This is a genomic window from Brevibacillus laterosporus (assembly GCA_007833815.1).
Lineage (GTDB): Bacteria > Bacillota > Bacilli > Brevibacillales > Brevibacillaceae > Brevibacillus_B > Brevibacillus_B laterosporus_D.
Map to the genome: position 1 here is coordinate 5,172,011 of CP033464.1, position 19,909 is coordinate 5,191,919.

At 37.8% G+C, this 19,909-nt stretch carries 22 protein-coding genes and 2 pseudogenes; 5 read left to right on the forward strand and 19 right to left on the reverse strand.

What is annotated here, in order from left to right; all coding sequences use genetic code 11:
- Positions 1 to 138 precede the first annotated feature (138 nt).
- Entirely contained in the window at positions 139 to 816 is a 678-nt protein-coding gene (locus EEL30_25505; protein ID QDX95347.1) for an O-methyltransferase, read from the forward strand.
- Positions 817 to 960: 144 nt separating this feature from the next.
- Here the strand turns inward: EEL30_25505 and EEL30_25510 are convergent, their stop codons facing one another.
- The 3 genes from EEL30_25510 to EEL30_25520 form a co-directional block, all read right to left on the reverse strand.
- Complete coding sequence (locus EEL30_25510) at positions 961 to 2,373, reverse strand: DNA-binding protein (GenBank protein ID QDX95348.1); 1,413 nt, start codon at positions 2,371 to 2,373, stop codon at positions 961 to 963.
- Positions 2,374 to 2,749: 376 nt separating this feature from the next.
- Positions 2,750 to 4,048: an XRE family transcriptional regulator gene (locus EEL30_25515; GenBank protein QDX95349.1), complete on the reverse strand. Its 1,299-nt coding sequence runs from the start codon at positions 4,046 to 4,048 to the stop codon at positions 2,750 to 2,752.
- A gap of 52 nt (positions 4,049 to 4,100) precedes the next feature.
- Positions 4,101 to 4,340 carry an XRE family transcriptional regulator gene (locus EEL30_25520; GenBank protein ID QDX95350.1) on the reverse strand — a complete coding sequence of 80 codons (240 nt, stop codon included), beginning with the start codon at positions 4,338 to 4,340 and terminating at the stop codon, positions 4,101 to 4,103.
- A 160-nt stretch (positions 4,341 to 4,500) separates the two neighbouring features.
- Between EEL30_25520 and EEL30_25525 the strand changes: the two genes are divergently transcribed.
- A complete protein-coding gene (locus EEL30_25525; protein ID QDX95351.1) occupies positions 4,501 to 4,866 on the forward strand; it encodes an XRE family transcriptional regulator in 366 nt (121 codons plus the stop codon).
- Positions 4,867 to 4,924: 58 nt separating this feature from the next.
- On the opposite strand, the gene EEL30_25530 is transcribed toward EEL30_25525, so the two are convergent.
- Entirely contained in the window at positions 4,925 to 5,776 is an 852-nt protein-coding gene (locus EEL30_25530) for a hypothetical protein (GenBank protein QDX95352.1), read from the reverse strand.
- A gap of 76 nt (positions 5,777 to 5,852) precedes the next feature.
- Positions 5,853 to 6,150, reverse strand: a pseudogene (locus tag EEL30_25535) (SDR family oxidoreductase).
- Positions 6,151 to 6,263: 113 nt separating this feature from the next.
- On the opposite strand from EEL30_25535, the pseudogene EEL30_25540 reads away from it, so the two are divergent.
- A pseudogene (locus tag EEL30_25540) lies at positions 6,264 to 6,431 on the forward strand (flavodoxin family protein).
- On the opposite strand, the gene EEL30_25545 reads toward EEL30_25540, so the two are convergent.
- The 13 genes from EEL30_25545 to EEL30_25605 all read right to left on the reverse strand — a co-directional run bounded on the left by EEL30_25545 (position 6,407) and on the right by EEL30_25605 (position 18,444).
- A complete protein-coding gene (locus EEL30_25545) occupies positions 6,407 to 7,510 on the reverse strand; it encodes a PqqD family peptide modification chaperone (GenBank protein ID QDX95353.1) in 1,104 nt (367 codons plus the stop codon). The pseudogene EEL30_25540 and the gene EEL30_25545 overlap by 25 nt on opposite strands.
- A 118-nt stretch (positions 7,511 to 7,628) precedes the next feature.
- Complete coding sequence (locus EEL30_25550; protein QDX95888.1) at positions 7,629 to 7,778, reverse strand: thiocillin family RiPP; 150 nt, start codon at positions 7,776 to 7,778, stop codon at positions 7,629 to 7,631.
- Positions 7,779 to 7,822: 44 nt separating this feature from the next.
- Positions 7,823 to 7,972, reverse strand: coding sequence for a thiocillin family RiPP (locus tag EEL30_25555; GenBank protein ID QDX95889.1), 150 nt, complete (start codon positions 7,970 to 7,972; stop codon positions 7,823 to 7,825).
- Between the two features lie 210 nt (positions 7,973 to 8,182).
- Positions 8,183 to 8,887 carry a hypothetical protein gene (locus EEL30_25560; GenBank protein QDX95354.1) on the reverse strand — a complete coding sequence of 235 codons (705 nt, stop codon included), beginning with the start codon at positions 8,885 to 8,887 and terminating at the stop codon, positions 8,183 to 8,185.
- Between the two features lie 11 nt (positions 8,888 to 8,898).
- Positions 8,899 to 10,623 (reverse strand): SagB/ThcOx family dehydrogenase, encoded by a 1,725-nt coding sequence (locus tag EEL30_25565; protein QDX95355.1) that lies wholly within the window; start codon positions 10,621 to 10,623, stop codon positions 8,899 to 8,901.
- A gap of 12 nt (positions 10,624 to 10,635) precedes the next feature.
- Positions 10,636 to 11,277 carry a hypothetical protein gene (locus EEL30_25570; GenBank protein QDX95356.1) on the reverse strand — a complete coding sequence of 214 codons (642 nt, stop codon included), beginning with the start codon at positions 11,275 to 11,277 and terminating at the stop codon, positions 10,636 to 10,638.
- Between the two features lie 15 nt (positions 11,278 to 11,292).
- On the reverse strand, positions 11,293 to 12,570 hold the full coding sequence (locus EEL30_25575; GenBank protein ID QDX95357.1) for a hypothetical protein: 1,278 nt from the start codon (positions 12,568 to 12,570) through the stop codon (positions 11,293 to 11,295).
- Between the two features lie 2 nt (positions 12,571 to 12,572).
- Positions 12,573 to 13,724: an ABC transporter permease gene (locus tag EEL30_25580; GenBank protein ID QDX95358.1), complete on the reverse strand. Its 1,152-nt coding sequence runs from the start codon at positions 13,722 to 13,724 to the stop codon at positions 12,573 to 12,575.
- Positions 13,721 to 14,665, reverse strand: a complete 945-nt coding sequence (locus EEL30_25585; GenBank protein ID QDX95359.1) for an ABC transporter ATP-binding protein — start codon at positions 14,663 to 14,665, stop codon at positions 13,721 to 13,723. The genes EEL30_25580 and EEL30_25585 overlap by 4 nt, the downstream gene beginning before the upstream one ends.
- A 537-nt stretch (positions 14,666 to 15,202) precedes the next feature.
- Positions 15,203 to 15,361, reverse strand: a complete 159-nt coding sequence (locus tag EEL30_25590) for a DUF418 domain-containing protein (protein ID QDX95360.1) — start codon at positions 15,359 to 15,361, stop codon at positions 15,203 to 15,205.
- Between the two features lie 49 nt (positions 15,362 to 15,410).
- On the reverse strand, positions 15,411 to 16,067 hold the full coding sequence (gene ytaF, locus EEL30_25595; GenBank protein QDX95361.1) for a sporulation membrane protein YtaF: 657 nt from the start codon (positions 16,065 to 16,067) through the stop codon (positions 15,411 to 15,413).
- Positions 16,068 to 16,250: 183 nt separating this feature from the next.
- The gene (locus EEL30_25600) at positions 16,251 to 17,768 is read right to left on the reverse strand and encodes a sensor histidine kinase (GenBank protein QDX95890.1); all 1,518 of its coding nucleotides are present in this window, start codon (positions 17,766 to 17,768) and stop codon (positions 16,251 to 16,253) included.
- 13 nt (positions 17,769 to 17,781) lie between these two features.
- Positions 17,782 to 18,444: a DNA-binding response regulator gene (locus tag EEL30_25605; GenBank protein ID QDX95362.1), complete on the reverse strand. Its 663-nt coding sequence runs from the start codon at positions 18,442 to 18,444 to the stop codon at positions 17,782 to 17,784.
- Positions 18,445 to 18,668: 224 nt separating this feature from the next.
- Between EEL30_25605 and EEL30_25610 the strand changes: the two genes are divergently transcribed.
- Positions 18,669 to 19,034, forward strand: a complete 366-nt coding sequence (locus tag EEL30_25610; GenBank protein QDX95363.1) for an XRE family transcriptional regulator — start codon at positions 18,669 to 18,671, stop codon at positions 19,032 to 19,034.
- Between the two features lie 29 nt (positions 19,035 to 19,063).
- Positions 19,064 to 19,276, forward strand: a complete 213-nt coding sequence (locus tag EEL30_25615) for a hypothetical protein (GenBank protein QDX95364.1) — start codon at positions 19,064 to 19,066, stop codon at positions 19,274 to 19,276.
- A gap of 186 nt (positions 19,277 to 19,462) precedes the next feature.
- Here EEL30_25615 and EEL30_25620 read toward each other — a convergent pair whose 3' ends face one another.
- The gene (locus EEL30_25620; GenBank protein QDX95365.1) at positions 19,463 to 19,759 is read right to left on the reverse strand and encodes an aspartyl-phosphate phosphatase Spo0E family protein; all 297 of its coding nucleotides are present in this window, start codon (positions 19,757 to 19,759) and stop codon (positions 19,463 to 19,465) included.
- Positions 19,760 to 19,909 lie beyond the last annotated feature (150 nt).

The following is a 19,909-nucleotide window of genomic DNA, read 5'->3' on the forward strand; positions in this document are numbered from 1 at the left end:
GCGATGTGGTGCTACCCCTTATATAATATAATTTATGTATATCAAAAAAACTTATATTGGTATTATTTTTCATCTCATCATAAACTAGAAATAGATCCCCGGTAAAGAAATTACCGTGGTCAAGTTGAAGGAGGGGTTATGTACATGGAATCAAAAATAAAATGGAATGAAGTTGACCAGTATTTTAATAGTAAGCTACTCCCATCTGATTCAGTTCTGGATGCCGTTCTGCAAGCTAATGCTGAAGCTGGTTTACCTGCTATTGATGTCGCACCAAACCAAGGGAAGCTACTTTACCTACTTGCAAAGATGAAAGGAGCACGAAACATTTTAGAAATAGGAACACTTGGTGGATATAGTAGCATTTGGCTTGCCCGTGCCTTACCACAAGATGGACAACTTATTACGCTTGAGTATGAACAAGCGTTTGCTCATATTGCTGAAGAGAACCTTAAAAAAGCAGGACTCGATGAAAAAGTACAGATACTTGTAGGCCCAGCCCTTGAAACACTGCCTACCCTTACAGACAAAGGAATGTCAGGCTTTGATTTCATCTTTATTGATGCTGATAAATTAAATAATCCTCACTATTTGAAATGGGCTCTAAAGCTTTGCAATCCAGGGGCCATTATTATTGTAGATAATGTCGTACGTGATGGAGAAGTGATTAAACAAGAGAGTGATGATGATGGGGTGCAGGGCGTTCGTCAACTTTTTGATTTACTAGCTTCAGAGCCACGTATTGAAGCAACTGCTATCCAAACAGTTGGTAGCAAAGGATATGATGGATTTGTGCTTGGCGTCGTGAAAGAATAAAATAAAGATTTGAATAAAAAAAGCACTCCTTTTTTCAAAGGAATGCTTCTGTAACTAAATAAAAGAAGTTTTTAACCACCTACTCCATGTTCGTATTGAATCACTCTATCTTCTACTTTTGCCACTTCTACATCTGCCGCTTGACTAAACACTCCAAAGGCCATTACTAGCGATAGAAAAAATACCTTCATCATTTCTCACCTCCTCCATCAATTTTTTATACTCTCTTTTTTGTTGATCTGTTGCGTGATATCTATGTGCTTCAAAAAGTGTTACACATCGTATGAATTTCTTTTGATTATTCATTACTATGGATAAATCTAGACATCTAAGGGTATCGATTATTCCATTCTCAAAACGATCATTTTGAAAATGATAAATAGCCAAATCATATCGAAACCGAAGATGACGGTCTACATTAATTGGATCATGAGAGTCGTCAAAGGAACGGATTTCTTCTGAAAATCTCTCTAATAGATGATCTATGAAAAAGCCATGCTTGTTAGCTGATGTCATGATTGTTACTAAGCCAGATAATATTTCTGTAGGATAGTCTTCAAGAAATGTAATGTAGTCAGCAAGAACACTTGTATTTCCCATGAGAATATCTAGCGTATACAAGTTTGCTGTAGCCCACAGCTTAAATTTATCAACCTCTGCTTGTCCAGATTCGTCAAGAAGCTCGAACCAGCTGAGATCAGCATAGCCAGAAACAAATTCTTTTGCTTCTTCATATTGCCCTTGTTTTTCCAATGCTACCGCTTTTAAAAGATATCCCTGTCCATAATAAACAACTAAATGACGCTCTGTTTTAAGTGGTTGAAATACTCTATTATTCTGCTGCTTGCAACGTTCATTTCTATAAATCAAGGTAGCTAATTTCCTTAATTCATCACTGTACTTCTCCACTTCTTTCCACTTATGTAATGTAAAACATACATTAGCGAGTTGTAGTAGCGCATCCAATTGATGACGCTCGGATAATCTTTTTCGATAAGATTCGAATCGTATAACAGCCTCCCAATTCTCCTCTATATCTGTTTCCTGTAATGCTCGAAACAAACGATAGTGACTCATAATAAATCGCTCTGAGAAGCTGTCTTTCTCGTTATCGATAACTAACTGATAAAAATAGGTTGATTCTTCATGTTTCCCTTTTTGAAATAACTGCTCAGCCACAAAAAAGAGAATTTCTAGGTTTTTGCGATTCTCCAATAAGATAGAGACAACGGGCGTAATGCAGTCATGTCTGCCGATTTCAACACATCGGATCAGATAAGGACATACTCTTCGCCTAGATACTCTTCCCTTTGGAAAACATTCATCTGCATATAGCTCGTACAACCAACCAGAAGGCTCTTCAAATACATTCGCAATAGCATCTAGTTGTGCAATCGTTAATGCCCTTGAAGGATTCCCATTCAAAAAACCACTCAAATGTCCATTATTGATATGAGTTAACTCACTTAGTTTACTAAGCGTGTAGTCAAATAAATGGAGGCGATTTTCAATTTCAGATTGTATGGATCGCACCATAACATGATTACTAGCAACCATGTAATCACTCCTTTTAGCCAACATTTCTTCTCATCCCGTACATATCTTTATGTGAACGGACTATTCGGACTTCGAATAACTGAGCAACGGCTGTTTTTTCCAACTAGTATTCCGTACAGTCTATTCTTTTGACCGATCGTCCCTGTGTTTATTCCTTTTTTTATTACAGGGGCGCTCTTCACATACGCCCCTGTAATGAATTACTTACAGCTTCCATTCAATCAACTTCTTAATACCCCGGGTCATAATCATATGGTGATATTTGATTTGTTTGATTGCTTATCCCAGTTTGTGAGTGAATCACAGAATCAGAGATTGTTACAGTCACAAGCATCGTCACCGACATTAGAAGCATTCCCAACACTTTTTTCATACATTATGCACCCCTTATTTGATAGTTTTCAGAAATAATTTGTTGATACACACGTTGCAGTTGTTCAATTTGTTTTACAGTAATCGCTTTGGAGCATGTTGCAAAATGTGTCAAGATATCATTAATACATTCATTCATTTCGTAAAAAGCATTTAGTTTCGCATAGACGAGCAGACTCTTACTGTAGCTCTCAAGTCCCGCATCAACATGGCCTATCTTGATTTGATGAAATCCTTTAAACCGATAATATTTCCCTACCGATAAATGCTTGTAAGGTGTTTGCAGATTCATATACAACCACTCTTTCTCTTGGTGAAATAGCTCATCGCAGGCTTCCACATTATTGGTAGTAAGAAATATATCTAGAAGCTCATTTACCACATGAATTTTGGAAGACGGACTACTTGTGACTAGACACTGTTTGAGTAACGGAATAGCAAGCTGATACTCCTGTCTTCTTGCGTGTAGGATAGCTTTCGTTAACACGGTAGCCTCCGTTACAAATGAGTATGGAAGTTGTTGAAATTGTTCTAGGTGATGCTCTACAGCTTCGTAACGCCCCAGACGTGAAAGGGAATTAATCATAGCTAGGTAGCCTCTCGCTTTAAACTCGCTACTGCCTTGATCCTCTCGAATTCCTTCTTTACTGAATGCGATACATTTCTCATACTTTTTTAATGCATAGGCCTGCAGGGCTAATTTGTAAAGGAAATCAATCCTTTCCTCCTGCGTCAAAAAATTGATGTAATGCAACACCTCCTCTCCTATTTGAAAGGATTCTTCCAGTTGCTTTAAGTCCTGTCGTTGTACCAGATAGATTTGCAAAAGACCTTTGGCTAGGTATTTTTGCATACCTCTTTCTCTAGCGTAGCTTACAATCACATTGAATAAAGTGAATCGGATGGGAAGATCATCAACCTGACCAGAGCGCTCATATAGCTGTTCCATAAGTACATAGCTGTCCTCAGTCGGTAGTTGAACAAAACGTAGCGCTACTTTTTTAATCAGTGAGGTATGTTTCAGTGAAATGGATTTGGAGAGCAAATCTAGTAAAATCTTGGAGCGCCGTTCCACGTCTGCATAGTAGCTAATTACTTCTTCCCACGGAATCTGTAGTGAAATAGCTATTGGTTTAATGGTCCGCCATTCAGGCTTTCGCGTTTCTCCACACTCTATTTTTGAAATCACCCCCTTACTGATGCCAGTCATTCTGGATAGTTGCGACAGGCTTAAATTCCTGTCCTTTCGACGTCTTCGCATCCCTTCTCCCAACGCTTCATTTTGTAAAGCCGTTCCTTCCATCCATTCCCCACCTCTGTAGGTTCTACCGTTATTGCCGATGATTCTTTCTCTCTCAAGCTGTTTTAGACTGTGTCATAGATTTTATAACTGAATCCGTTAGTTTATCATTAAAAAAAATGCCTGGCTCAACACCTAAAACTTTTGCAATAATCTGCAATCGTTCTACATCAAGTCTCACATGTCCGCACGTAATATGTCTGTAACCCTGCAATGATAGACCAAGCACCTTTGCCAGATGTGTCTTGGTGATTCCTTTTGCTCTCCTGACTCTCTCAACATTCTGATGAACCATTGTAGCACCTCTCATTCCAATTTTTAGGAACCTATAGCTCTATCATAATAACGGAAGACGTTACTGTCAATGCTGTTTTTTCGTCACACTCTCAATTTTCGTTAGTAAACTACCTAAATGCGTTAGTTACTGGTATTATTTTGAAAGAGAGGTGACGAGAATGTCTTTGATCGGACTACGAATCAAAGCTCTGCGTATAAAGAAAAAATGGACGCAACAAGATTTGGCTGCTCGTGTAAACGTCTCATCACAAGTAATTTCTAACTGGGAGAGAGCCTACACGAACCCCAATCATGATGATATTTCGCGTCTATCAGAGGCGTTAGAAGTTTCCGCAGATGCCATACTTTTTGACAACAAGCGAGCTAATTTCGTTAAAGAAGCTACTAACTCCTATTCTGATTTGGAAGCATTATTTTTCTCCGAACTAGAACAGTTATCAGAGGAAGACAAATTAAAAGCCCTTGAACATGTACGTTTCCTGCGCCATCTGGCAGAACAAGAGCAGCAGGGGCACGACAAGTAGGCCCGCATGTTACATGCGGGCTTTTTCTCTCTAGGAGGGTAGCTTCTATTTGAAGTCCTTATTTATAAACGATGCATCCTCTTTCTTCTAGTTCAATCAAGCATTTTGTCACTTTCAAGGTTTTATTCCATCTTAGGTCTAGTTTCTCTAACTTTTCTAGATTCAAGACTGAACTCGGAATTTCTTCAAGATTATTATCTCTCAAATCTAGTTCAATTAGATTGCTCAATGTACCTATTTCTTCTGGAATTTCATTCAGTTTGTTTTTTCTCAGATGTAATCTTCTTAGTTTATTCAATTTACCAATTGATTTAGGTAGCCCTTGTAATTTATTGTCACTTACATCTATTAGACGCATTTCTTCTACATCTCCTATGGCGTCTGGCAAGCTGATTAATTGGTTCCCATATAAATGAATTTCTCTTAAACCTTTTATGGTAGTGATGGATTCTGGAATATTCTCAAGATGATTATGATATAACCGTAACTCTATTAGACTTTTTAATCCCCCTATATTGGCGGGTAGCTCTTTTAATTGATTATCCGTTACATTCAAGTATTTGAGCTGCTGAAGATCACAAATCTGGATCGGTAGACATTCGAGCTGATTATTACTCAAATAAAGAAACGAATCCAAACTTCTTAATAGTCCAATCTCTTCTGGTAATTTCTTTAACCTATTATGGCCCAGATCAAGCATTCTTACATTGCGTAAGCTTTTGATTGTCGCAGATAGCTCTTCTATTTCATTCCCTGCAAAGTTTACTACTTCCAATTCTTGATGATGATAGAGTCTTTCCGGTATTTCCTTTATTTTGTTGTTATACACACTTAATTCTACTAGATGATCGGTTTGAAATACGACTTCTGGTACTTCAGTAAGTCCCTTTCCGTCAAAGTTATGCCTCAAGTAACTCTCTCCCCTCTTGATATGCGTGCTGCTCATCATCTAATTTTCTTACAATATAAACCGTTTGAGTTACAGGTTACATTAAAATATATCCACCTTCAATATGAAGAGTGGTTCCAGTAACAAAATCATTATGAATCAGATACATTACGCCCTTTGCTACATCTACTGGTTGTCCTATGCGTTTTACTGGGAGCTTATTTGCTAGATTGGCATAAAAGCTATTGCGCGCTTCTTCCGGCATTTTACTGCGTGATGGCGTATCAATAATGCCTGGAGAGATCATATTTACTCGGAATAACAATCAAGTGATCAAGCGTACCTACTTGTTCGAAATAAGATTGAACCTGCTGTTCTTGCGTCGTATCTAGTATATAAGCTGTTACATTTCAGAAAGTTTTTTTGATAGCAAGGAAGAAGAACGCAGAAATTTTTTGCTAGATTCCTTCACGTAACAAAAAAAGACCCACCGGTCCTTTTTCCTTGAAAAGCATTTAACGATCCTGTGCAGTTTTTTAAAGGAAAAAACCTAGAAGAAGCATTCAGTCATTTGCATCGAGTGCAGGAATTTCTCAGACTGAAACCGTTGAAGAGCTTCGCTTGTTATGATGTAGTCAAAAATCCAGGGAGTCAGCCATTAACCAGTCTTCTATAGAATAAAATCATGACATACATCATTAGAAAAAAATAAGCAACACTCAATACCGTGTACAAACTATACTGTATCCTTTTTTCTTTAGGTAAATAAACCAAGTAATTTGGCAACGGTCGAAACGTGACCTTACAAAGAAAATAATGAAGTGCCCTTCTACGCATATTTAGTTCTCCCATTAAGGCTTCAATCGTATGAAATCCATCACTGGGTAACAAAGGATTCAAGTTCAATAAAAAAATAGCAAATTGAATTTTATATACGATTTGGAATTGATTTGCCCACCACATGTTACCCCAAAGGCAAATGGATACGGATATCGCTACTCCTATCACATCAAATAGGGGCCCCGCTAATGCTACTGCTGCCCGTTCATATTTACTGCGTAAACGGTAGGCATCTGTTGTATCTACATAGGCTATAGGAAGAATATAATATAGTAGTCCTATCCCTGCTTGACGAATGTTAATTCCAAACCTTTGTAAAATGGTGGCGTGAGTCAATTCATGTAAAATTAAGTGCAGAACAGTAGCAGCAATAATAACCACCCATGATAAAGGTTCATTAGTTATTGGTAATCTATTACTAGAAAAAAACAGCGCAATCATACAGGTAGCTAGTAAAAAAATACACGCTCCACTAATAAAAATTCCCCGTGTCGAAAACATCCCCAAGAGCTTGGAAAATGGATAGGTGATTACCTCAGTGGAAGAAAGTAAAGGTATTCGAAGCACAGGATGCCCTCTAAGATACCTGATGGAACGTCCAATTCTATCTTGAGGAATTGGTTCTACGTTTAACATACTCGCTTGTCTCAATTGCGCTAGAAATTGATTAACCACTGGTCTAACCTCTTCACGTGGTTTTTGATAATCAGTAGCAAGTTGTTCAATAATCTCTTCAATGGTAAAAGAGTTGTTCAACCACTCCACTACTTTTATACCTAGGGAAGATATTCTGACATAATTTCCGATTATTGGATTATATAACATAGGCTGATCATTGATCCCGTAAATAAGTTCCACACCATCTGCAAGTCTAGTTTCATGATTCGATAATTCTTGTAATCTCGCTACTTGCATAGAGTAAGACCTCCCAATTACGAAGAGAATTCTAAATCGAAAATGCTTTCAGGATAGATAATGCATATCATACCTGAAAGCACCATTTCGAAAGCATTATACGGTTAGAACTAATGAATTAATAAGAACCGTAAGTACCAAACGTACCTGCTGTACCGCCAAGAGTTCCTGCTGTACCCGCTGTACCTAAACAATCGTAGACAACAGCAGCATCCATTTGTTCAGAAAGCTCCTCTGCAAACAGATCTAATTCTAACATTTCCTCCATTTTTTCCATCATTTCCTCCCCCTTCTTGTTACAATTATGAAGAATTAGTAACAACCATAAGTACCAAACGTACCTGCTGTACCGGTTGCAGTACCGAGAGTTCCTGCTGTACCTAAACAGTCATAAACAACAGCAGCATCCATTTGTTCAGAAAGCTCCTCTGCAAACAGATCTAACTCTACATTTTTCTCCATACCTTTTTTCATTTTTTCACCTCCTAGATACAGGAACTCAATTCCCCCCAAGTTGTGAAATAATCGGCTCATAATGGTCAGATATATATTTACCTCCAAGTAACAGAAAGTTCTTGGTTAGACTTCGCAAAACGATGCTAAATGTACCACTAACTTGGAGGGAACTTGTATAGTTTACATAAAGGTTGCATTCACGAAAGATTGAAGCCGTCACATCTCCAGTAGGTTGCCAAAGGAATATGCAACAAGTTGCATTTCTTTGTAGCCATCGATTCCAGCTGTTTCATAGAGATATTTTTGGACAATTCCCGCAAATATGCATCCACCGTATCCCAAGCCTATGGAACTTAACCATGCTCTTTGGGCAGCCATTCCCCCTCGTACTAATAACTGACGATGTCCTGGGCTACCATGGCGACAAATAGAAGCTCCCAATTTTCCAGTGATCACTAGAATCACCGGCGCTAATGCGAATTCTCGTTGCAAAACCAAATGCTCCATCTTGTAAAGGTCTAATTCACCTATCATGACCAAATCATGACGTATTGGACAATATCGATAGATGGCAGGGGTTACCTTCTCCATATTTCTGACGTATACAACAAATCCGATATCCAATCCAGCCAAATGCTCTGATTCCCAATCTGTGGCATCACCTTGATACGCAGATTGAAGAATCGTTAAGACATCTTCTTTTTGAACAGATAGCTCTCCCCAATGTCTTACAGCTTGTCTTTCTTCTATAGTCTGATAGACAGGAGCGCTTTCTTGTATGGAAGAAGGAGTTTTTTGAAACAAAAGATTATCTTCTTTTCCTAATAAAGAGGAAGGAATCTCTACATATGGCTGTTTCGTCAACGTTGTCTTGGTGTCGTCCATTAAAGAAAGAACAATGTTGTATGGCTCAAAGTTCATATATACATCTCCTAATAAACAGCTAAACCCCCAGAAACCGTCTCATTTTTTTCTGAAAGTCTTAATCTGTTTGCAAGTATATGATCATCCCAGCTCGTAATCACTTCACCATATAAGTTCAATCCATTAGCAGTGGTATTCATTTGGGATATGGAAACCCCCGCATCCAAGCAAGAAATTCGATAACCAAAGAAATGATATTTCGCCGAAACCTTTCCAACATTAGATGCAGCCACTATTAACACAGAAGGTATATTCATGCTTTGTGTTTTAACAGAACTACGGATTACTATCGCAACTTGCTCCTCTGACAATGCTTCAATAAAAGATAAGGAATGATTAGCAGGTTGATAGAAATATATTCCTGATTCAAGCGATTCTACATGGTGAACCATTAGATAGAGTTCTGTTGAACCTAAATTACCACCAGTTGGAGACCAACGCTTTAGTTGCCCATTTGCTTCAAATTGTTTAATTCCAGCTCCGTACAGAACGAGTACAGCTAGTTGAGCAAGTGTAAGAGGTCGGTTAGGTAGTTGTAGCCTACGCTCATTTATCATACTGTGTAATACCTCTTTGTCTGGTTTTGGAAGGTCATCGTACTGTGGCAATGTAACAACAGGAAAATTGAGCATCTTTTTAAAATGATGAGCAAGCTCCATATTACTCGCTTTATAATGCATTTGATGACTTTTTGGCGTATTCAAATGAAAAGATGGGAAAGCTACAGAATTCTCATAGGCTGCTGCCAGCGGTACCTCTTTGCATTCATAATTGTCAATCGGACGACAACTGCAACCAGGAACAAAAGGAAGCCGGAGCTGTTTATTAGTCCAGTTTTGGAAATACAATTGATAAACATATTGTCCAGAGAAAAGGGGATTAATTCTGCTCAAACAGTACATTAGCTCCTGAACTGTGAAATACATCCAAAATTCTGCCATATAGTGATTAGGCTTATTCGTTTTAGCTGATTGGTTCTGCTTATGTACCTTTTCTATACACGAATAGCAAGGGGTTTCCCCCCGCTCCAAGTAAAATAGTTCTCCCTTCTCATCAGACACTTCGCTTAGTAGCCAACGAATATTATTTTCTGCACATAATGTATCTAATTGTCGAAGTTTTTCCGTAACGATCATGCCATCGTTAAAGACGATTACCAAGGACTCATCATTAAAACAAATTTCATCCTCAAATGACTGAACGTGAACATTCGTGATACCCACATGTTCCAGTTCCTTTTTAAAAACAATTCCCCATTCTTTACGAGCAAATACCTTCACCTTGGCTTGTAGCATTTTGTACATTGCTTCTGCACCACTTCTGTGTACTCTAGTAGTATCAACATGTCTTTGAAAGTAGTTCAACGTTTCTTGCTCAAATTGGCTGGTTTCTATGTTGACATCTACCGATGCGTCCTCCAACAGTCCTCTTGCATACAACAAGACTATAGCCTGGTACAAAGTTTCTTGACTGTAAGCGGGAAGGGCTCTATGTAGTTCCTCTAATGTTTTGGTACCATCGAGTAATGGTAAAAGTAGAGGAAATAAGCTACTTGTTGATTTTCCACCTAGTATCTGCCGCTCTTCCGTTCCTTCAAAGAGAAACTTATGCTCTGGAAGTGGAATTACAGCTACTTCTTTCAGAAAGCGTGGGTGAATAGGAATGTGAAATTGCAAATCGTGTTGAATTGCATTTGCCATATACGTAGCACTGATCTTGTTAGCTGTGATCATACAATCGACCCCTTACACACGTAAGAATATTTCGTCATATTTCTCTAAAAGATAGTCATAGCTTCTCGTTGATTCTTCTCGTTGTAATCCGCATTGTGGACATCCGTGAAAACCAACCACTTTTCCCATTCGAGTAGTTCCCCGAACCACATTGCACTCGTAGACCGTACCAGCTTCCTTAACCAAATCCTCTTGCAAACGCTGATTCACATGTAAAAAGAGGTGAACAGCCATACCCACATGCACTCGCAAGAAGCCTTTGGGGCCTAGTTCAAAGTTTTGCTTGTATACATCTTGGGCTTGTTGCATGTATTTTCCAAACACAGAATGCTGGATTTGACGTTTTGAAAAACATGTGTAACACCCTTCTTCTTCAGGAATAACTACTGGTCCGATAATCAGACTCGTGTGATCCATGACAATCTGTACCCACGGCTTTTTCCACGCAGAACATAACTTGTCCATCAATTGACATAGAGAAGAAACCGGTCTCCATGAAGCAACAATATGAATCCTAGCATGTGGCCAATTTGCTGGATAGAACACTCCGCTCTCATCCGATTGGGTAATAATAACTCCTTCCATTTTAGTTTGAAGCATGTTGGCAACCTCTATTCCAAAAGCTCCAACAGCTATCACATGAACGGTATTCATCTCTACCCTCACCCCTCAAGCAAATGGTTGTGGCCAAATGTTAATCTCTTCTTCCATTCGAATCGGATACCCATTTAATCTAGGTGCCTCATATAAACGAGGAGTACCTAAAAATCTGGCGCGATAACTAAATGAAAGAGGCATTAATGTTGGAATAATTACACGGACAATATGCAAATTGGCTCGCCGTGCTTCATCGGTTGTCAAATCTAGAGCAAAAACCTCATGCCCCTTTTCTTCTAAGCGTTTTACTAGCTCCACAAGGTCCTTTTTGGGATTTCCCGTTTCTATGTTCTTCATTTCCGAAATTTTCTTATTTTTAGATGTTTGAAGCAGAAAATGATATGCTGAAGCTCTTTCTGGTGCTCCCATATACGTAGCACCGTCATAGACCTTGATAAAATCATCTAGATTTTCAGGATGCTTCAAGCCGTTTTGCAGTGCAATGCGAGAGGATGCTGACTCCTTCATTAGCTTTGTAAAAGAATGGTAGGGGTTGAGTTCCGTGGAGCACATAACCATAGTGGTAAGTTGAGGATTATGAGGAGCAAGCTGAATGCTATACAGTGTAGGTATTTCTAAATCGCTCGTTGCGTCATAAAAGATTTGCTGGATGTGTTTATTTCGATCTAAATTTTCCAAATAGGGCTGTACCCATTGCGGGTAGCTATCTACCGAAATTTTCGGTAACTCCAATTGTTGTAACCATGTAATTGCGATGGCGTCTCGTTCAATTACTTCACAAATTGCTCCAAGTAGGGCTTGCTCTAGTGTAGTATGGGCTGCACATCCTGTTGATATTGGTAACCATATTTTTTCACCTTTACTCATTATTTCAAAGTTTAGATAGACCATAATCGCTGGTAACCAAACCGATCGCTTATGGGTTAACGAGATGCCTCGTACCCACCTGAGAGGAAGATCTTTATCAGGTTTAATAAGCGGGCAACGGGGATGCTGTAATTCTTTGTCAGAGCACCTTGGAATCATATCTAAATCCAATGCTTCCTCCCCAAGCTCCCTGCCAGTCGCCCAAATCATCTGTTTTTCATTGTACATACAGCTGGAATAGCGTTCTACCGTTTCCGCAATTGCTTTTCGTTTTGCCTCTTCCTCTAGAGTACTGTTACCTGCACCATCAATGGAAAAAGCTATGGTTGGAATGACATGAGAGAGATTCCCCATAATCCCGCTATAAACATGGTAAGATGGTTCTCCAGGTAGTGAGGGTATAGGAACAACATTTTGTAGTAAACCACCAATAGGCTGCACTAACTTATTTACAAAACCCATTGCTATCCTCCTATTCTAAAAAAATGATGTTTTTTTCTCCTTTTATCCTTGCGAAGCTCCCCTCTTTTCTCAGAAAGGTCATCCCATTTAAAGGTATACAGAGAAATGAATATGAATAACATAGACGTCACAGTCATTACTAGATAGTCAATTAACAGAGGAGCAACAGCTTCAGCACCGGAATCAATAAAGTGGCGCAAGCTATCCCCAAAATAGGTTAATGGAATAAATCTAGCCAATGAGCTGATGAAAGACGGCATCCATTCTAGTGGGTAAAACAATCCACAGACAATCATCAATGGTCCCATCATCAAGCCAATCACACCATTAACAGCTTCTTGAGAACGCAAAATTCCCCCAAGCATATATCCTAATGAAAAAAACATCAGTAATCCAAAAGCAGAAGCCATAATAATCCCTACTATAGCATTTGATGTGAAAATTCCCATTTGCAGACCATAGATGGTCATGATCGACAATTGAACCATTGCTATCCCTGCTCTAACCAAAATCTGTGAGGCAATGAGACTAAGTCTATGAATTGGTGTTAGAGCAAACAGCCTCAGGTTTCCTCTTTGTCTCATTTGAATGAGTGGAACGGCTGTACCCGTAAGACTTAATGAAAGAAAAGCCAAAATCAAAACAGAAGGAAACGTAAATTGTAACACGTTAAATTTTTTCGTATCTCCAACTGAGGTAGCAACAAGGTTTAGCTCACCAGGCTTGCGTAGCATCTCGGATAAAACACTCTTAAAAATGAGTAACATATCTTCCTGTTTTGAATCGTATAGCAGTTGAATAGATGTTTGTTGATCTAATGTCGGTGGCAATAAAATGGCAACATCCAATCTTTTTTCTTTAAATTTTCCTTTTACCTCATCCTCTTTCATCTCTGCTATACGAAACTTGCGTTCTTGTTCCAACTGTTTCTTTAAATCATGTACTGTTTTGTCACTGTTAACATCCATGACAATTCCAACCCTTACCTGTGTAGGTTGAGATTGATGAGAAATAAAAGCAAACAATCCAATAAACATAAATGGAAAAATTAACACAAAGAAAAAGGTGGATTTATCTCTAACCAATTCACGGTAATTCATAAGAGTTAGCTGTACGAACGTGTTCCATATCACCTTTCCATTTTGTTTGTTCATACCTCTACTCCTTTAAGAGATTTACCTGTCAGTGCTAAAAAAACGTCCTCTAAGTTTCCACGCCGTATCAATAGATTGCTCCAGTTATGGAGATTAAGTTGACCATTACACAGTCTTTTCACCGTTACATCGGTTTGCGTGGAAACGACAGTTACCCTTTTCTTATTTAATACGACTTCTTGAGATGCTTGTTCAATCTCAGCAAATGACTGAAGCAGGCTTATGTCACAACTCTCTTCCGTGTCAAATAGAATGATCTTTTTCGGACAATATACATCTATTAATTCGTCAGGGGTACCTAATGCGATCATTTTTCCTTGGTTCATGATTGCCACCCGATCACACAATGTTTCTGCTTCTTCCATCGAATGAGTGGTTAATATGACCGTCCGCCCTTTTTTTCGGTATGCCAGAATCGCTTCCCATAAATGACGCCTTGCTTTTGGATCTAGTGAACTGCTTGGCTCATCCAAAAATAAGATCTTCGGATCGGAAATCAAGGCTACCGCAACCAAAAGTCTTTGCTTTTGTCCGCCTGACAATTTTTTGACTAAGGTATCTGCCTTATCTTCAAGACCGATCTGTGAAATCATATCCTTTGGAGCAAGTGAATTGGCATAGAAACTAGAGAAAAGCGTAAGTGTTTCCATTACCGTTACATTAGGCAATAGATTCGCTTCTTGAGGTTGAACACCTATCATTTTTTTTATCGAAGTACGGTCCTTTTGAGCGTCCCACTCGAATATTTGAATATGACCACTGGTAGGCTTTCTCAATCCAACTATGCACTCTATTGTTGTTGTTTTTCCAGCACCGTTCGGCCCCAGAATACCAAAGATTTCGCCTTTATCTATCTGTAAATTTACGTTTTCAACAGAGGTGATATCCCCATACTTCTTTGTAAAAGTAGCTATTTGTATGGCATGCATGTGATTAGACAAATAAATATCACTTCCTATTTTTGTTATTTATTGTAATAATATTACATTTAATCATGTTAGACAAGTGCTTCTATTATTTTAATAACTTCTATTACCTATTTTACTATTTTTAAATTTTTATACTTCCTTAACGAATTGTAAAACGTAAACACAATGACGCTCTCCTTGTTATCTGGACACCACTATAGGTATTGTCTACAACTGAATTATTACATTTATAACTTAATCCGTTATTTTTCAATTAAAAAAATACCTATCTAGCTTTCAGGAAAAGATAGCTCTATCTTAATAACGTAAAACGTTACTGTCAATGCTATGTTTTCGTCACACACCCAATATGAGAGCATACATGAGGAAAAATAAAGCAAATACACTCTTAGTGTCCACGTTTATTAAGGGGCTCCTCGCTTAAGCCGTTATAGACTGGACTATACATTTATAACTTAATCCGTTAATAAACAAGAGTTGGCTACTCGTGTAAATGTTTCATCACAAGTGATTTCTAACTGGGAAAGAGCCTAGATGATCTCTCCTCTATCAGAGTCTAGATGTCGTCATATGAGTAAATAAATGGAATATATAGCCACTAGCTAGGAGTAGTAAAAAGGTTCGTCCTAGATAGTTTGTTAATGCCATACGCCCATAAGATTTTAAATGAAGCAACTGCTCACTACGGGCAGCTGCTTTTCTTGTCATACCAACTATTCATATCTCAAAATAAGAGACAAGCTACTTTTGCCATGAATTAAAACAGAGTGTTAACCGCAATCACCAAAAGCATCACTCCACTTATGATGGTACCGAATTGACCTAAGGTGAAAGAAGCAATCCGAACCGAGGCTACTTTTCCACCTAAAGCAACTCCTGCCCAAACTGTTATGAAGCTACCTATCGCGGCGGTTATTGAGATAGCGTGCGGCGATAAGCCAATCAAACCGGCACTTAATCCGTTGGTAACCGCATTTGCAGCAAGGGCAATTCCCAAAATACATGCTTCCCCTATTCCAATTTCTCCTGACTTGTCGAAATCCACCTCTTCTGGATTTTTTAGGATTCCTTTGATTCCTTTGATTCCTTTGATGCTTTTGGTGCTCACGCCAACTTCACTTGATGTCGCCATAGCCATACTCCGTTGTTTGCGTGGGACCGCCAATAATATGATTCGTATACCGATCACGAACAGGAACAAGGCTCCTATCAGAACGGGAAGTATTCCAGGAAGTATGGCTGACAGCAGCTGCCCGAAATAAATTCCGATTTCACTCAAAATAAAGCATATGCCAGCTATCACACAATTGGAAAGAAAGCCGATGCGAACATTGCGAATGCCGTAAGATATCCCTACACCAAAATTATCGAGACTCGATGAGACAGCAAAGCCTAGTATAATAAGCCAATTCATTAAATCACTCCTAAACACTATTTCTGTCATTGTATTAGGAATGTTGAAAAAAAGTGTCATTTTGTTCCAAAACTGTTGAGAAAATCTCAACACTCTTGTTCCATCTGTTTAGCTTGCGTTAAATCAACTTACCCACGTAATTGTACAACCCGAGCGCATAGCATAGTTATGACCAATCAATTCTTACTGAACATTCTTGTTCATTTGAGCACTAAATAAAACACCTTCGTTTGTATTTCTCATCGAATAATCAATAGATAAGGCTTCACACACAGTTTTAACAATATATAATCCTAAACCACTGCCTCCCGTATTCCTATTTCTAGATTTCTCCACTCGGTAGAATGGTTCAAATATTTGTTTGATATGTTCTTCCTGTATATATGCTCCAGTATTTAAAACTTCAAATTTCAACGTTCCATTACCATTATCTATTAAGTGAATGTGAACCTGTTCGGAATGATTGGAATATACAATGGCGTTATGAATAACATTCCCTATTACTTTTTCCAATAGTTGTTTATCTGTGTTGATAAAAAGTTCTTCCTGTACTTCGTTAATCACTTGAATATTTTTTTCAGTAGCGAAAAAACCAAGATTATTTATCGTAGTACAAACCAAAGTAGATATATTGACCCTTTCATATTTGGAAGTAAAACCAAGTTGTTCAAGTTTTGATATTTGAAGAATTTGACGAACGAGTGATTCCATCGTTTCCATGATTTGATAAGACCGGTTTAAGTACTTTTCCCGTTCTTTGTATACTCCTATATTGTGAAGCATCCCTTCTAATTGCCCTTTTACAGCTGTAATAGGTGATTTCAACTCATGTGAAATCGTTGCAAATAACTCTCTGCGTTTTGCTTCTGCTTCCTGTTTTTTCTCCATGTCACTTTTCAATGCTTCATTGGCTGTTTGTAACTCTTGCATCGTTCTTTGCAAGTTTGCTGACATTTCATTTAAACTTCTGGACAGCTGACCGATCTCATCTGCTGAATCAAGATTTATTTTAGCTGTAAAGTCCAAATTAGCCATTTTCTGAGCTACATGATTAATAGTGATTAGTGGTTTTGAAAAAATCTTGGAGTAAATATAGGCTCCACTAATCGAAATAATAAAAATCACTATTCCAATATAAGGAATAAGCAATAATAATACTTGAGAAGCCTCGTCAATTGGCTGCAACGTTGCATGTATGTTTAGAGTTAATGTTTCATCTTTAAACACAATTGGTACAGAAATATTATGGACCTTTGGCAAGTTATTCATAGTAATAATTCCAGCTTGAGAAGTTGAAGCAACTCCAACTTGAGCAGTTAAAGCAACTCCAACTTGAGAAGTTGATTCTTCTATAGCTAAAATTTCAACTTCTTTATCTAAATCTACTTTTTTATCTAACATTTGAGCTTTTGATAAAATGGGATAATTAGGAAAAACGATTTTGCCTGTATTGTCAGTTAATGATGGATAAGCATTGAAATTTTGTTCAAATTTATCGAAAAGTATTGTAGCATCATCCAAATAAAGATTTTTTGCTTTCTCTACTAATCTATTACTCTCTACTTCTAAGCTGTTTGTTTTGTATTTTTCATAAAAAATAGGGAGATAGAAGTAGAGGGTTAGATAAATAGTACTGGCGGAAACTAATAGAAGAATCAGGGTTACAAGAAAAATTTTAAAAGATATACTTTTTCTGTTTATGATCTGAAGAAGTTTATGTGCCAATTTTATAACCAATCCCCTTTACTGTTTTAAGATAGGGTAGATTAAGCTTTTTTCTTATGTTTTTCATATGAGTATCTAATATTCTAGAATCTCCGTAGTAGTCATATCCCCAAAGTTTATCCAACATGGCTTCTCTCGAAATGACTTTGCCTTTAGCTTCTAATAATGTTTGAATAATTTCAAATTCTTTAGTAGTTAGGATTACTTCCTCTTCATTTACAAAGGCTCTATACGTATCACAATCAATTTTTAACTCTTGAAATGTATAAATATGATTATGCTCTTTGTTTCTGCTTCTTCTTAGTATCGCTTCTACTCTTTTAATTAAAATATCAAATGAAAATGGCTTCGTAATATAATCATCAATTCCTGATTCAAAGCCTTTAACTTGGTCTTGTTCTTCTTCTAAAGCAGTTAACATAATAATAGGTACGTTCGATGTACTTCTTATTATTTTAGAAGTTTGATAGCCATCTAAATTTGGCATCATAATATCTAATACAACGAGATCAAACTCTTGTTTGTTAAAGAGTGCCACTCCTTCTAACCCATCTGAAGCAGTTTCAACCAAAAAGCCATGTGCTAATAAAAATTCTTTTATTACTTCCTGAATATCTATGTCATCTTCAATGACCAGGATTCGATAAGACATTTTTCATCACCTAAAAGAATTATATCAGAACAATCTGGAGTTTATCTGTATAGAAAAAATTGGAATTTGAATGAGCTAGCTAAACAGAAAAGTATTTCCAAAGATGAATTACAATAACGTAACTCGTTTCTTCAAGTGTTATTTTTTGTAAAACTCTCAATTATCGTTAGTAAACTACCTAAATACGTTAGTTCTTGTTATTATTTTTGAAAGAGGTGACAAGAATGCCAACGATTGGACTACGAATCAAAGCTCTACGGAAACAGAAAAAATGGACGCAACAAGAGTTGGCTGCTCGTGTGAATGTATCATCACAAGTGATTTCTAACTGGGAAAGAGCCTACACTAATCCTAATCATGATGATATTACCCGTCTAGCAGAGTCGCTAGAAGTATCCGCTGATTCTATTCTTTTTGGTAAACAGCGACCAGATTTAGTCAAAGAGGCAACCAGTCCCTATTCCGCTTTTGAAGCACTATTTTTATCCGAATTAGAAAAGCTCTCGGAAGAAGATAAGCAAAAAGCTCTGGAACATGTCCGTTTTCTCCGCTATCTAGGTGAGCAAGAACAGAAAAATCACGACGAGTAGGCTCGCATATTGGATGCGGGCTTTTTACTTTGGTAGTAATGTTGTACCCCTCTTTGCTCAATCATGAAGTTTTTTACTCCCTTTTCCTCCAGAATTTTCTGATATATAATGATGACGTAAAGAATCTAAAAGTTACTAATCTTATACCACTAAAAAAATCCTTAGCTATTCAATTGGCAAAACTCATGGGGGCTGGAAAAGTTATAGGGGTAGTTAGCAATGGCATAAAGCTACTATTGTGAGAGAAGTGGGCGCTGACCATGTTATTTGCACAGATACGCGAGATATTGTTCAAAAGGTACATGATTCGACAAATGAGAGGGGCGCCCATGTTATTTTGGAGCTCATGCGTGGATGGAAAGTAGACAAAGCACTGGAAAAGTCTTGCTAATGTTAGGAGAAACGGGTTAAAGTTTGTCCAGCAGCTTCTAATGTTTGTAAGCTTTGATCCTTTTTTGCATGTGAACAATATACTCATCTAATCGTTGACTCATCTCTAGCACTGCAAGGCTTGAAAAGGTACCTTCTTTGCAAACCAACTCTACCAATTTTTTTCTGAGAATCTCTGTATCCGTATGTAGATCATTCTCATCTTGGCAACTTTGGATGCGTTTTGCTGATAAGGGACTAATTGATTTGATGGGGGCTGAGTATTTTACTCCTGTTCTTGGCGTTCTTTTCCTATGGTAGAGTAGAACGTCCTCAACCTTTTTTAAATCCTTAATATCAACCTCCTCCTTTATGTATAAAATGTATTACTTACACTATATCTCATTATCCCAAAAAAACCATTTTGAGAAAAACTGTAAAAATCATCTATTTTAACCAAATTTTAACATTAAAATAGATGATCATTGTCTTCCTCTCATTATCCA